This is a genomic window from Fundidesulfovibrio agrisoli (genome assembly GCF_022808715.1).
GTDB lineage: Bacteria > Desulfobacterota > Desulfovibrionia > Desulfovibrionales > Desulfovibrionaceae > Fundidesulfovibrio > Fundidesulfovibrio agrisoli.
The window spans coordinates 218,011-232,155 of record NZ_JAKZKX010000003.1; the positions used below are offsets into that span (position 1 = coordinate 218,011).

At 66.9% G+C, this 14,145-nt stretch carries 12 protein-coding genes; 1 reads left to right on the forward strand and 11 read right to left on the reverse strand.

The features are described 5' to 3' along the window. Positions 1–115 precede the first annotated feature (115 nt). Positions 116–502, forward strand: coding sequence for a TraR/DksA family transcriptional regulator (locus MLE27_RS03730; RefSeq protein ID WP_243310544.1), 387 nt, complete (start codon positions 116–118; stop codon positions 500–502). On the opposite strand, the gene panB is transcribed toward MLE27_RS03730, so the two are convergent. The 11 genes from panB to MLE27_RS03785 form a co-directional block, all read right to left on the reverse strand. Then, positions 482–1,333 carry a 3-methyl-2-oxobutanoate hydroxymethyltransferase gene (gene panB / locus MLE27_RS03735; RefSeq protein WP_243310545.1) on the reverse strand — a complete coding sequence of 284 codons (852 nt, stop codon included), beginning with the start codon at positions 1,331–1,333 and terminating at the stop codon, positions 482–484. The genes MLE27_RS03730 and panB overlap by 21 nt on opposite strands. A 266-nt stretch (positions 1,334–1,599) precedes the next feature. Then, positions 1,600–2,241: a LexA family transcriptional regulator gene (locus MLE27_RS03740; protein ID WP_243310546.1), complete on the reverse strand. Its 642-nt coding sequence runs from the start codon at positions 2,239–2,241 to the stop codon at positions 1,600–1,602. Between the two features lie 210 nt (positions 2,242–2,451). Further along, positions 2,452–3,129 (reverse strand): LexA family transcriptional regulator, encoded by a 678-nt coding sequence (locus tag MLE27_RS03745; RefSeq protein ID WP_243310547.1) that lies wholly within the window; start codon positions 3,127–3,129, stop codon positions 2,452–2,454. A gap of 477 nt (positions 3,130–3,606) precedes the next feature. Beyond that, positions 3,607–5,949, reverse strand: a complete 2,343-nt coding sequence (gene hypF / locus MLE27_RS03750; RefSeq protein ID WP_243310548.1) for a carbamoyltransferase HypF — start codon at positions 5,947–5,949, stop codon at positions 3,607–3,609. 31 nt (positions 5,950–5,980) lie between these two features. Further along, positions 5,981–6,907: a DUF362 domain-containing protein gene (locus MLE27_RS03755; RefSeq protein WP_243310549.1), complete on the reverse strand. Its 927-nt coding sequence runs from the start codon at positions 6,905–6,907 to the stop codon at positions 5,981–5,983. 288 nt (positions 6,908–7,195) lie between these two features. Continuing rightward, positions 7,196–8,914: a biosynthetic-type acetolactate synthase large subunit gene (ilvB, locus tag MLE27_RS03760; RefSeq protein WP_243310550.1), complete on the reverse strand. Its 1,719-nt coding sequence runs from the start codon at positions 8,912–8,914 to the stop codon at positions 7,196–7,198. Positions 8,915–9,357: 443 nt separating this feature from the next. Continuing rightward, positions 9,358–9,663, reverse strand: coding sequence for a nucleotidyltransferase domain-containing protein (locus MLE27_RS03765; protein WP_243310551.1), 306 nt, complete (start codon positions 9,661–9,663; stop codon positions 9,358–9,360). Further along, positions 9,647–10,087 carry a nucleotidyltransferase substrate binding protein gene (locus MLE27_RS03770; RefSeq protein WP_243310552.1) on the reverse strand — a complete coding sequence of 147 codons (441 nt, stop codon included), beginning with the start codon at positions 10,085–10,087 and terminating at the stop codon, positions 9,647–9,649. The genes MLE27_RS03765 and MLE27_RS03770 overlap by 17 nt, the downstream gene beginning before the upstream one ends. Before the next feature lie 190 nt (positions 10,088–10,277). Further along, positions 10,278–11,537, reverse strand: coding sequence for a Y-family DNA polymerase (locus tag MLE27_RS03775; protein ID WP_341482496.1), 1,260 nt, complete (start codon positions 11,535–11,537; stop codon positions 10,278–10,280). Continuing rightward, entirely contained in the window at positions 11,522–11,950 is a 429-nt protein-coding gene (locus tag MLE27_RS03780; protein WP_243310553.1) for a LexA family protein, read from the reverse strand. Before MLE27_RS03780 ends, MLE27_RS03775 begins: the two co-directional genes overlap by 16 nt. A gap of 68 nt (positions 11,951–12,018) precedes the next feature. Next, positions 12,019–14,043 (reverse strand): diguanylate cyclase domain-containing protein, encoded by a 2,025-nt coding sequence (locus MLE27_RS03785; protein WP_243310554.1) that lies wholly within the window; start codon positions 14,041–14,043, stop codon positions 12,019–12,021. Between the last annotated feature and the right edge of the window lie 102 nt (positions 14,044–14,145).

Here is a 14,145-nt window from a genome sequence, read left to right on the forward strand (position 1 = left end):
AAACGCAATTGTCACAGCACCGAGACACGGATTCAACGCTGCCAGGGCATCAGGCACAAAGACGAAAGGGCCGGACCCGGCCCGGGCATCCGAATCCAGACGCCAGGAGCGCCACATGGACGCAGAGCAGCTTCAGACGTTTTCCGCAACCCTTACCGCGATGATGCAGCACACCCTGAACAAGATGCGCGACAGCATGGACGACCTCATCGGGGAGGAAGTGCTCCCCCCCGACCTGGCCGACCGCGCCACCATGGAGTCCGGGCGCAACTTCGCCCTGCTCATGCGCGAGCGCGACCGCCAGACCCTGGCGGGCATCCATGAGGCCCTGGCCCGCCTCGAAGCGGGTGAATACGGAATCTGCGAGGAGTGCGACGAGGATATCGCCCCGGCACGCCTCAAGGCGCAGCCCATGGCCACGCTCTGCGTGCACTGCCAGGGCCGCCGCGAGGACCAGGCCCGCGCCCGCGCCGGTATGGCCTCAGGCTTCTTCGAGGCTTGAGAGCAGCAGGACCAGCTCTTCCGGGGCCATCTCGAAGGCGTGCTCCGGGCCGGGGAAGCTCCCCGAGCGGACCTCCTGGGCGAATTCGGCCAGGGCTTCGCGGGCGAGCCGCCCCAGCTCGGCGTAGCGCTTGACGAACTTGGGGCGGAAGCCCTCGTAGAGGCCGAGCAGGTCGTGGAACACCAGAACCTGCCCGTCGCACGAGGCGCCCGCGCCGATGCCGATGGTGGGGACGGGCACTTCCCGGGTGACGAGCTGCGCCACCTGGGAGGGCAGGCATTCCAGCACCATGGCGAAGCAACCGGCTTCGGCCAGGGCCATGGCGTCCCGCAAGAGGCGCTTGGCGGCGATGGCGGTGCGCGCCTGCACCTTGAAGCCGCCCAGGGCGGCAACATGCTGCGGGGTGAGCCCCAGGTGGCCCATTACGGGTATCCCCGCCTGGACCATGGCCCGCACCTGCGGGCATATCTCGAGGCCGCCCTCCACCTTCACCGCCTGGACACGAGCCTGCTTCATCAGCAGGCCGGCGTTGCGCACCGCATCCTCCACCGAGGCCTGGTAGGAGAGGAAGGGCATGTCCGCCACCACGAGGGCCTTGCCGGAACCACGGGTCACCGCCGAGGCGTGATGGAGCATCTGCTCCATGGTGACGCTGATGGTGTCCTCCTGGCCCAGCACGACCATGCCCAGGGAATCGCCCACGAGCAGGATGTCCGCGCCCGCGGCTTCGGCCAGGGCGGCCTGCCCGGCGTCGTATGCCGTGATGACCACGAGCCGACGGTTGCCCTTGCACGCGGCGATGTCCGGCGCGGTGAGTCTCTTCTGCTGCATTGATCCTCCCCTTGTTTCGCCTCCCGTCATAGCCCAAACACGCCGGTTTGTCTCTCCCGGCCAGGGCGCATGCCCGGATGGGGCACCTCTGGCCGGGCACAGTGCCGTTTCAGGCCATGCCGGGCCTCGGATGCGGCTCGCGGAAGAGATGCTGCGGACGGAGACGTGTTCTGGGCGGGCGACGGGGATGAGGGGGTGAGTGCGCCGCGGGCGCGAACCCAAGAACGGGCGGGAGGTGCGGGGCCGTTGGGCCCGCCTGCCGTGCCTCAGGGGCGGTGCATCACCCAGACCACCCTGCCGAGCATGGCCCCGGCCAGAGCGTCCGTGGCGAGGTGCTGCGCCTTGATGGATGCGTTGTCCGCCGTGACCAGCACGAGCGGCTTGCGGTTTTCCTGGCGCAGCCTGCGCACGCAGAACCCCTCCATGGGCAGCATCAGGCCGAAGAGCCCTCCATCGACCGGGGTCTTGTCCCTGGTGTTCACCCCGACGTAGGCGTCGCGATGGATCAAGGGCTCCATGGACGCATCCTCCACGCGCATGGCCAGGAGAGACTCCGGTTGGTAGCGCAGCAGAAAGGAGGATTCCGCTGCGGGCTGGTCCCAGCCGGCATCTTCAGGCCCGGAGGGCGAGGGTTTGGTGAGGAAGACGGGGGGCAGGCCGTCGTACACCCAGCGGGGGTTGAGGCCGAAGTTCCGGTAGAGCTTGAGGGCCCATTCCCCCGGGATGACGCCGCGCCTCTTGGCGTCGGAGATGCTCGACTGCCTGATGTCCAGCGTGATGGCCAAATCACTCTGTGAGGCCAGGCCAAGGGCCTGGACGATTCGCTCGAACCCGAGTGTGAACTCGCTAGGGGCCTGAACGGCTCCGTTCTTCCTGCCCTGTCCGGAAAGTTGGGGGTGCTGGGGCATACGCCGACTCCTTATGCCAATCTATATACGAATTTACGATTTGAAAAATAGCATCATATATTCATTCCTGCAAGTAGAAGTTTGAATACGTGTGGTCTCAGGTGCGATATTACAGGTTCGAGTGCGACTATCAGATATTTATTTGTGACATGGGAACAAAAAAAACCGCCCCGAGGGGCGGCTTTTCACATCCGTAGAGTGGGGAGCGGCCTAGAGTTCCTGCAGCACCCACCAGACGCGGCCGATGATGTTGCCGACGATGTCTTCGGCCTTGAGCGACTGATCCTTGTAGGTGGGGTTCTCGCTGCGCAGGATGACCCTGTTGTTCTCGAAGTCGTTGAACAGGCGGCGCACCACGAAGCCCTCGTTGGGCACGGACACGGCGAAGATTTCGCCGGAGCGGAGCTGCCGCTGGTCCTTGTTGACGCCGATGTAGGCGCCGCGGCGCACGATGGGCTCCATGTTCTGGTGCTCCATCTTGAAGATGGTCTGGCCCGGGCAGATGAAGGCCTCGGGGATGGCGATCATCTCGATGGGCTTCTCCTGCAGGGAGCCGTCCTCGGCGATGATGCCGGTCATGGAACTGACCGTGACCGCGCGTGACTTGGGCTTGTCGGAGCCGTAGCTGGTGCCGGGCTCCATGAGGCCCACGGGCAGGGCCATGCCTTCACGCAGCACCTGGGGCGCTTCGCCGGAGGTGATCCAGTCGGGGTTGAGGCCGTGGCTGCGGTAGAGCTTGAGCAGCCAGTCGGCAGGGATGGATTGACGCCGCTTGGCGTCGGAGATGCTGGACTGACGGATGCCGAGAATCGCCGCCAGGTCGACCTGGGTGCGGGCGCCGGTGGCGCGCTTGATTCTTTCCAGGGCTTCGTCGAATGCGTTGTACATGTTTCACCTCTAAGCTCCCTCAAAGCAAGGAGCACGCTGTTGATCCCATGATGGATACCCCGCCGCCGCAACACTTCCGTGAGAGTTGATAGGGTACATCATTACGTAGGCTGCTGCCGCTGCCCCGGGCGGGAGGCGAGGGTGGCCGAACGGAACCGCCAAGGGCTGGTGCAGAAGATCACCAGACGCTGACCGCTTGTGGCGGCTTACGTGTGGGGTGCACCGTAGTGTACAAGCACATATATATGGCCTTCGGAAAAGCGCAAGCATAAAATGGAGGGTTTCCCTCCATTTGGATGGAGGGTTTTGCGCAGTTATTACGGAACCAGCTGTTTACAAATACTATTTAAGAACAAGGCTCAGGGCGGTGTCATGACAACATACAGACAGGATGAACAAAGTGTAAAGTTTTTAAAATATTGTTAACGCCACTATCCTCTTTGGTGAGTCGAAAGCCGACCGTTCGGGTCGTGTATTTTATTTTTGTACAAGCAGGCTGCCGAAGTACGCTTGGCCCAGTGAAATACACCCGTCCCCGGGGTGTGTCTGATTCATGGCCACGCATTTTACGCCTACATGTAATAGTAGCCTGGATAAGGCTACAGTCAAGGAGGCATTGCAGAATACACCGCCGCTGATAACCACTTTTCGGGCATCAGTCCGTTTGCTTAACACCTCGGCCATGGCGGCCAGGCCATGCGCCAGACCCAGATGGAAGCGTCTGCTGATAACGCCTGAGCTCTCGCCGCGGACGAAATCCTCCGCCGCCTTGCCGAAAAGTTCCAGCGTCCCCAGTTCGAGCATTTCCCCACCCTCAAGGAAGCCGCAAGGGTAGGGCCTGCTCTCGGCCATGTCCTGCGCGTGCTCCAGCCGGATGGCCGCCTGCCCTTCGTAGCTGATCTCCTGGCACAGGCCCATGAGTCCGGCCACGGCGTCGAACAGCCTGCCGCAGCTGCTGGTGAGCGGGCTGTTGACGCCTTTGGCTATCATGGCCCGCAGCGTGGCCAGGGCCTGCTCGCGTCCCCTCAGCCAGGGGTGCGCGGCAGGGTCCGGCGCGAGGCCCAGGGCGTCCATGTAGGCCGCCGCCATGCGCCAGGGCTGCCGGATCGCCGCCTCGCCGCCCGGCAGGGGCACCTGCTGGAAGCGGCCCACGCGCTCCATGACCATGTTCAACGGGTCGACGTAGAGAAATTCGCCGCCCCAGATGGTGCCGTCCCCGCCGTAGCCCGAGCCGTCCAGGGCGATGCCCAGCACGGGCTCCTCCAGGCGGTGTTCGGCCAGGGCCGCGAACACGTGGGCGAAGTGGTGCTGGAGCCTGAGCACGGGCAGGCCGCTCTCCTCCAGGGCGTAGCGCGTTGAGAGGTAGTCGGGGTGCAGGTCGGCCACCACCGCCTCGGGCTTGACCTGCAGGATGGACTCCAGATGGGCGATGACCTCCTTGTGGAAGGCCGCCGTCTCCATGTTGTGCATGTCCCCGATGTGCTGGCTGACGAAGGCCTGGTTCTCCTTGGTCAGGCAGATGGTGTTCTTGAGCTCCGGCCCCACGCCCAGCACGCTTGGCCCCTTGCGCGGCAGGAACACCGGCGAGGGCGTGAACCCGCGCGCCCGGCGCAGGAACTGGCGCTCGAAGCCGCCTTGCGCCGCCGGCAGCAGGCGCAGCACGGAGTCGTCGGTGCGCACCAGAATGTCGCGGTTATGGAGCAGGAAGACGTCCGCTATGGCCTTGAGGCGGGAAAGGGCCTCGCGGTTACCGAGGGAAATGGGCTCGGAGCTCATGTTGCCGCTGGTCATCACCAGGGCGGCGGGCTTGCCCGTGACCTTGCGGAAGGCCCGCAGCAGCAGGTGGTGCTGCGGGGTGTAGGGAAGCATGGCCCCCAGCAGGTCGGTATCCGGGGAGACGTCCGGCGCGAGCGGCCCGTCGCGGCGGATGGGCACCAGCACGATGGGCCGCTCTTTGGAGAGCAGCAGCTCGCATTCCTCGGGCGAGGGGGATGCCAGGGCGCGCAAGTCGTCCAGATCGGGGACCATGACGGCCAGGGGCTTGCCCGGGCGGTGCTTGCGGGCGCGCAACAGGGCCACGGCGGCCGGGTCGCAGGCGTCCACGGACAGGTGGAAGCCGCCCAGGCCCTTCATGGCCAGGATCCTGCCCTTGGCCAGGGCCTTGGCCGCCTTCTCGATGGCGGCGTGGCCCTCGGCCTGGCGCTTGCCCTTGCGGTCGGCCAGCCAGATCAGGGGGCCGCACACCGGGCAGGCGTTGGGCTGGGCGTGGAAGCGGCGGTCCAGCGGGTCCTCGTATTCCTTGGCGCACTCGGGGCAGAGCGGGAAGCAGGCCATGGAGGTGGTGGCCCGGTCGTAGGGGAGGCTGCGGGTGATGGTGTAGCGCGGCCCGCAGTTGGTGCAGTTGGTGAAAGCGTAGTTGTGGCGGCGGTTGGCCGGGTCGGACATATCGGCCAGACAGTCCTCGCAGGTGGCCACGTCCGGGCTGACCAGCACGTGGTGCCCCTCTCCGGCGCTGCTGCGCTCGATGCGGAAGGCCTGCTCGCCGGGCACCACGGGGGCCTCGGCCACGGAGTGCTCCACGATCATGGCCAGCGGCGGCAGCTTGTGCAGCAGATCGTGGGTAAAGCCATCGAGCTCTGCGGGAGGTCCCTGCACCTCGATGACCACGCCTTCGGGGGAGTTGAGGACGAAGCCGACGAGGCCGCGCTCCAGGGCCAGCCGGTACACGAAGGGGCGGAAGCCCACCCCCTGCACTCGGCCGACCACCACATGCCTGTTGCGCTTGACGGTCTGGTTGTTCACCGCCTGGAAATAAGACATCCAGAAGGCTTGCGCAACTCCAGCGGGCGGATCAGCCGCCGCGCAGGCGCGTGCACAGGCTTTTCAGGCGGCCTTTGACGAAGCGCGAGGGCTGGAAGGCCACCGGGGCCGGGCAGCGGGGCACTTCGAAGCCCGTTGCGATGAAATCACCGGGGCACAGGGCGGGGAAATCAAGATCTTCCAGCCGGGAACCGGGCAGGGCCCGGCGCATGGCCTCGCGGCCCAGGGGGCTGGCGTCCGGCGGCAGGCCCAGCACCGAAAGGAGCGCCGCGTCCAGGGCCACGGGATTGGCTGCCGCGCCCAGCAGGCCCAGGGGGTAGGGCTTGCCCTTGGCCGGGCCGGAGACGTGCATGGCCACCACGCCGTCCACCAGGCTCACCGAGGGGGGCATGGCCAGGCACACGTCCAGGATCATGCTCTCGAAGCGGTTGCCCTTCTCGCCGTGCACCTGGTGCGCCCAGGCCTTGCGGAACCCGGTGACCGCGCCGAAGAAGTTCTTCACGGCCAGGGTGCAGAACATCTGGTCGTGCACCTTGAAGCGGGGCAGGTTGACGATCAGCTCCGCGTCCAGGGCCTGGGCCGAGACGCCCACGCAGCCGCCCAGGCTCAGGGGCAGCTTGCGGGTTTGGCCGAGGTTCGCCAGGCGCGCGCCCGTACCCTTGAGGGCCTGGTCCAGCCCAGAGGCTCGGGCCACGATGCGCGCGGTGCCGAAGGCCGGGGAGTCGCCCACCACAACCCTGGCCCCGTGGTCCGCCAGGTAGAGGCAGGCGGCGCGCACCACGGCGGGCGTGGTGCAGGAGAGGGCCGTGTTGGAGGGGGCCACCAGGTTGGGCTTCACCAGCACTTTCGCGCCGTGGGCCGGGCGGCAGCCCGCGCCCTCCAGCAGGCGGCCCACGGCCTCGTCCAGCCCGGGGGAGGCGTAATCCCGCCGGGCCTCAAGGTATACTCGCTGCGTCATGGCCGCCCACATAGCCGCAAACCCGCCCCAAGCCAAGAAGGCCGGAGCCGCCGGGAGAGGCCTTGCCGCCGGAGGAAGTCTTGCACGTTTGCCTCATATCGGACGTGGTGAACCGCACCGGCTTCGGTCCTGGCCTTCGCCGCGCCGAACTGGCCGATGTTCTTCAAATACACCGGACAGTTCGGCGCGGCGGGGGCCAGGGCTGAAGCCTAAACAAGCCGGAGGGCCTCCGGCGGCCAAAGGGAGTTCCTCCCTTTGGAATCCCGTATGGGATGCCGGTGGTGCCGCTTAGGCCATGTTCACCGCCTCGGGCATGTCGCGCTCCACGGGCGTGGCCTGGGCCCTGGGCTCGTGCCCGTGCAGCATTTGGGTGTTGGCCGCGCCCGGGGGCACCATGGGGAAGACCATGGCCGCCGGGTCCACGCGCACGTGGATCAGGCAGGGGCCGCGGCTGGCCAGGGCGTCGTCAAGTGCGGCCTGGGGGTCGTCCTGGGCGTCCAGGTCGATGCCGCGCACGCCGAAGGCCCGGGCCAGGGCGGAGAAGTCCGTGCCCGCGGCGTAGCGCGAGGCGCTGCGGCGGTTGTAGAACAGCCGCTGCTGCTGGGCCACCAGGCCGAGGCACTGGTTGTCGAGCACCACGATCTTCACGTTGGCCCCGGTCTCGGCGAGGGTGCAAAGCTCCTGGATGTTCATCTTCAGGCTGCCGTCGCCGCTGAAGCAGACCACCTGTGCGGAGGGGTCGGCCAGGGCCGCCCCGATGGCGGCGGGCAGGCCAAAGCCCATCACGCCGAGCCCGCCGGAAGTCAGCCAGCGGCCGGGGGCCTTGAAGGGGAAGCTCTGGGCCACGAACATCTGGTGCTGGCCCACGTCGGTGACCACCACCGCGCCCTCCTCCATGCGTTCGGCCACGGCCGCGATCACGGCTCGGGCGTGGGTGCGCTCGGCGTCGTGCTCCAGGTGGGGGGCGTGCTCCTTGAGCCCGCGGATGCGCGCCAACCAGCCCCGGCGCTCGCGCGGCTCCGCCAGGTCGGCCAGGGCTTCGAGGAACTGCCCGGCGTCGGCGGCGATGCCCAGGTCGGCGGGCTTGATGCGCCCGAGCTCGGAGGCGTCCATGTTCACGTGGATGATGCGCGCCTCTGGGCAGAAGGTCGCGGGGTCGCCTGTGGCGCGGTCGTCGAAGCGGTTGCCCACGGCGATGAGCAGGTCGCACTCGTGCAGGGCGATGTTGGCGCAGGGGTGGCCGTGCATGCCGTGCATGCCCAGATCCAGCGGGTGCCCGGCCGGGATGGCCCCCAGGCCCATGAGCGTGCTGGTGGCCGGGATGGCGGCCTTCACGGCCAGGCGCAGGGCCTGCGCCCCGGCGCGCACCGCGCCGCCGCCGAGCAGCAGCACCGGGCGCTTGGCCGCGTTTATCATGGCGGCCGCGCGGGAGATGTCCCAGCCGGAGGCGGCGGGAAGGCGCTCGTCGCGGGGGGCCTGTGCGGGCATGCCTTGGGCGGGCACGGGCTGGCACTGCACATCCTTGGGGATGTCCAGGAGCACGGGGCCGGGACGGCCGGAGGCGGCCACGGCGAAGGCCTCGGCCAGGGCCTCGGGAAGCTCGGCCGCGCTGTCCACGCGACGGCTCAGCTTGGTGATGGAGGCGGTGATGGCCACGATGTCCACCTCCTGGAAGGCGTCGGTGCCGATCATGGGCAGGGGCACCTGCCCGGTGATGCAGACGATGGGCACGCCGTCGCGCCGGGCGTCGGCGATGGCGGTGACCAGGTTGGTGGCCCCTGGGCCGGAGGTGGCGAAACACACGCCGGGCCTGCCGGTGAGGCGGGCCATGCCCTGGGCCATGAAGGCCGCGCCCTGCTCGTGGCGGGCCAGCACGTGGCGGATGCCCTTGGTTTCGGCCAGGGCGTCGTAGATGGGCAGGATGGAGCCGCCGGGTATGCCCGCGACCACGCGCACGCCCTGGCGTTTGAGGAATTCGATGATGTAGCGGGCGCCGGTGATGCTCATGGCTGACCTCCCTGGGTTGTCGTCCGTGTGGACGGCGGGGGAGGACTCCGGCCTTGAAATGGAAAACCCCCGCCGGTGGCCACACCGGCGGGGGTTGAAGATCGGGTTTACAGTCCTATCAACACACGCGAGTAGCGGCCTGACACTTGGTCATGCGTACTACTACGAGGGATAGAACGGTGGCGGCGATGCGTTTCATTTCGATTACCTTTCGGTGATTGCTACGCCCGGTGCGGCGGGCTGTCAAGATTGGAATCGCGGGATTATGTCTTGTTGTAGTCTCCTGGCGGGCCTGCTCCGGGCGGGGCGCTGACCTGCCCGGTATTTTTCGGCCCACTGAACGTGAGAAGGTGGCTACTGGCGACGAAAAAGGAGCCATGCTTATAACTTTCAGAAGAGCAGATGGTGAAGATCTTCTGCGAGGCCGACCGTGAATCACCCACCTATGTGATGGGATAAAGCACGACACCCACACGTTCAATGTGATCGCGCAATTGTGCATGGGCTAGTTGGCTAAACACCGAAAGATCGATGACGTACGGCAGGTCAAGCTCATCGAGTTCGTCGAGTATCCGATCCTTTTCCTTCTGGGGGATACCCTCGCCATAAAGGGCTAGGTCGATATCCGAACCCGGCTTGTAGGTCCCTTTGGCACGCGATCCATACAGCACCACTTTCTCGACATTGGGGTGCTTTGCGAAAACCGATCTGATTTTCTCGATCGTCTGCTCGCTAAGTCCGAACAACATCATCCATCCCCGAGTGATCATAGAGGACACTGAATCTCTTGGCCATCTTTAGAAAGGCAGGGTGGTGTTCCTCCAGGATTCTGCCGACAATCTCTTGGGCTGTCTCCTGGTCGTAGGTGTGGGACGAGAGATTCCTATCCCTGATCATCGTCATCCACGTTTCGCCATCTTCAATCAGGCCATTCCTGAACGCCTCTCGGACGGCACCTCGTGAACCTACGACGTCTCTGACGCCTTGATACTCAAGATAATCCTTCAAGACGTTCCACGCCAGTTCATGCGTGAACTCGAATGACTGGATAACTCCCTGTTCTTCCAACGTCGTGAGATCTCGCTCCCCGGCCAGCTTTGCAGCGTCGGAAAGAGTCTGAAGCGCCTTCAGATAGTTGTCAAATCGCTGTTTCCAACGGATATCTTCCGACATGACTAATCTCCGTGGCCCCGGCGTGAAGTGTGCGGAGAGAACTCAAGGATTCCGCAACTTCCGCATTCAGCGCTGCAATGTTTTCCTGTGGGGTGATCAACAAATCAGGGTTGAAGCCGCAATTAACTCCCCACAACCATTTCCAGATACCCTGCCGCACAATGGTTTACAAGAGCAGGCAAGATTCTCCTCACGCCCTGGCCACGGGCAGCTCCTCCCAGACGGTGGTGTAGCGGGGCGAGCGCCTCCCCTGGCGCATCCGCCAGGTGCGCTCCACGCCGCAGGCCGCCGGGAACAGCGTGTCGCGGCCCCAGCGGGCGTTGATCGTATCCAGGGCGGCCATGAGCCTGCCGCCGCGTTCGTCCGGCGCGTGCAGCAGGGAGAGCTGAGCGCCCTGCGCGGGCTCGATGCCGCAGAGCATGACCCCGGCCTTCTTGTAGCGGAAGCCAGGGCGGAAGATGCGCTCCAGCACGGCCGCGCCCTGGGCGATCAGGCGCGGGGTGTCGTCGGTGGGCGGGTCCAGGGCCTGGCTCTGGGAGGCGCTGTACTGGGGCTCTCCCTCGATGAAGGTGTTGGTCTGCACGAAGACCAGGATGGAGGCGGCGCGGCTCTTCTGGGCGCGCAGCTTCTCGGCCGCGCGGGAGATGTACTGCCCCAGGGCCTCGCGCAGGTGCTCCAGGCTGGTGACGGGCCGCCCGAAGGAGCGCGAGGAGATGATGCTCTGCTTGGGCTTGGGGGCCAGCTCCAGGGGCAGGCAGGGGGTGCCGTGCAGCTCCAGCCAGGTGTGCAGGCCGCCCACGGTCATGGCCTTGCGCACGAACTCGCGGGGCAGGGCCATGAAGTCCAGGGCGGTGCGCACCCCGCGCTCGCGCAGGCGGCGGCCGTGGCGCGGGCCTATCCCCCAGACGTCCTCCACGTCCAGGCGGGCCAGCAGCTCCCGCCGGGCCTCGCCCTCGGGCAGGACGAGCACTCCGCGCATGGAGGGATCCTTCTTGGCCAGGCGGTTGGCGGCCTTGGCCAGGGTCTTGGTGGGGGCCACCCCGATGGAGACCGGGATGCCCGTGTCGCGCCGCACGCGCTCGCGGATCATCCGGGCGTGGGGTTCGGGGCCGCCGGGCAGGCCGTCCAACTCCAGGAAGGCTTCGTCGATGGAGTAGACCTCCATGCGCGGGGCGAGCGCCCCGGCGGTGGCCATCACCCGGGCGGACATGTCGCCGTAGAGGGTGTAGTTGGAGGAGAACACCGCCACCCCGGCCCGGGCGCAGCGCTCCCGGCACTTGAACTCCGGCTCGCCCATGCGGATGCCCAGGTCCTTGGCTTCCTGGGAGCGGGCGATGACGCAGCCGTCGTTGTTGGAGAGCACCACCACGGGCCGCCGGGCCAGGGCCGGGTTGAAGGCGCGCTCGCAGGAGGCGTAGAAGTTGTTGCAGTCCATCAGCGCGAAGAGCACGGCGCGCCTCCTCCGCCCGTAAGGCGGTGGATGACGTGGGTGGCCACGCCCCAGATCTCCACGGCGTTCTCCTCGTTCAGGGGGATGGGGGCGAAGTCAGGGTTTTCGGGGGCCAGCACCAGCAGGCCGCCCAGGCGCTTGAGGCGCTTCACCGTGAGTTCGCCGTGCACGGCGGCCACCACCACATGGCCGGGCCTGGGCTCCACGGAGCGGTCCACCACCAGCAGGTCGCCCGAGGCGATGCCCGCGCCGCGCATGGAGTCCCCCTGGACGCGGATGAAGTAGGTGGAGGCCGGGTTGCGGACCAGGTGCTCGTTCAGGTCCAGGCGCTGGTCCAGGTAGTCCTCGGCAGGCGAGGGGAACCCGGCCGGGGCCGTGGCCAGGGGCAGCGGAAGGGGCGTATGTCCTTGCATGACGATGTGTATAGTCTTGCGATACACAAATGGCAAGTCTGAACGCACATTGCTCGGCGGCGGGCCGCCTACTGTTCGGGGTGGTCGTCGGCGAAAGTGGAGGTGGTGGCGTCGGCGAACCAGAAGTTGTTCTTGCCGCGGCCCTTGGCCCGGTACATGGCGGTGTCGGCGTGGTTGAGCAGCTGGTTGGCGGTGGCGCCGTCCTGGGGGGAAATGGCGATGCCGATGCTCGCGCCCACGCGGACCGTGGTTCCGCCGATGTCGAAGGGTTCGGCGGCCGCCTCCAGCATGCGCGTGGCGATGGCCGCGGCCTCGTCCGGACGGACCAGGTCGATGAGCACGGCCACGAACTCGTCGCCGGCGTAGCGGGCCAGGGTGTCGTTGGCGCGCAGGCACCCGCCCAGGCGGCGGGCCATGCGGCGCAGCAGATCGTCGCCGGCCACGTGGCCGTGGGTGTCGTTGACGCGCTTGAACTCGTCCAGGTCTAGGAAGAGCACGCCCACCTTGGTCTGGTTGCGTTCCGAGGTGGCGATGGCCTGCTCCAGGCGGTCGGCCAGCAGCAGACGGTTGGGCAGGCCGGTGAGCCCGTCGTGGAAGGCCAGCTCGCGGATGCGCTCCTCGCTGCGGGTCTTTTCCGTCACGTCGGTGATGACCAGCAGGTAGCCCCTGCCGCCGCGCCGCCCGGCCACGGGGCTGAAGTTGAGCTCATAGAGGCCCTGCTGCCTGGGCAGGGCGGTGGTCAGGCGGATGCGCCCGGAGTCACGCAGGATCTCCATGCCGGGCCATCCCTCCGGGACGGCGCCGCCGCCCGCGAGGACCTCCTGCCAGGGCTTGGAGACGATGTCGCGCAGGGGGAGCCGGAAGAGGTCCTCGGCGACGCGGTTGACGCGCAGAACGCGGCCGTTGGCGTCGAGCACCAGGAGCGCCTCCTGCACGGAGTTGAAGGTGCGCTCCCAGTCCTCCGCGGCGCTGCGCAGGGAGGCCAGGGTCTGCTTGAGGCGCACCGAGAGCTGGAAGAAGGCCCGGGCCAGCTTGCCGATCTCGTCGTTGGAGCGCATCTTGCGCAGGGCGTCCAGGGCGCTGGAGGCGAAGGGCCGGGTGAGCGCGCCGCCGGGTTTCTGCAGATCCTGGCTGATGATCTGGGCGGCGGCCTCCAGGGCTTCGAGGGGGCGGGCGATGCGGCGCATGGCCAGCAGCCCCGCAGGAATCACCAGGGCCAGCACGGCCACGAAGAAGACGCCCACGGCGAGCAGGGCCTCGTCGAGGTTGGCGAAGGCCTCCTTGGTGCCCACCTGGGCCAGCACGTGCCAGCCCAGCTCCGGCACCTTGCGTGAGGCGATGAGCATCTCCACGCCCTTGCTGTTGACCGTCTCCCCCACGCCCTCGAAGCCTTGGAGCGCCTTGTCCAGGAAGAGGTTCTGCCCGTGGCTCAGGGAGGTGAATATCCTGCCGCGCTCCGGATGCATCAGGAACTGGCCGGAAGCGCTGACCACGTAGACGTAGCCGCCCTTGCTCATCCTGCGCCCGCCCTCGCTCAGCGCGTGGGGGGAGAAGAGGTTCAGCGAAGCGCAGACCAGGCCCAGCATCTTGCCGCCCGGGCCGAATATCGGGGCGGCCACGGTCATGACGGGGAGGCCCGTCCGCGCGGAGAGGTAGGGCGGGCTCAGCACCGCGCGGCCGCTGCTCATGGCGCCCTGGTAGTATTCGCGGTAGGCGAAGCTCTCGCCTGCGAGCTCGGGGTGCGCGGGGTAGTCCGTGAGGAAGATGCCCGCCGGGTTGAGCAGGAACAGCCCGTTCTCGAACTGGGGGAACAGCCGGAACTGCAGCCGCAGGTAGGCGCGGAGCCTTTCGACGTCGGAGGCCGCCAGGGCGTCCAGGGGCAGGTTGGCGGCGATGGCCTCCGTGTCGCGGATGCTGCTCTCCATGTATTTGCGGATGTCGTTGGCCACGCCGTCGGCTTCCGCCACCAGCCCGTCGAAGACCACTTGCCTCAAGGCCGCCTTTTGGTAATTTAGCAGAAAGAGGCTCGTCCCGGCGATGACCGCCAGAACAAGTCCCGAAAGAAGAAGTGTGGCCTTTGAATGCAGCTTCATGGTGTTTCGGGATGCATGCTACGCGGTTTCCGGCCGGATTTCCACGGAGGGAAGCCCGTATTTTTCTCTAGGCGTCACGGCGTTCCAGCCCCAGCCGCCCAC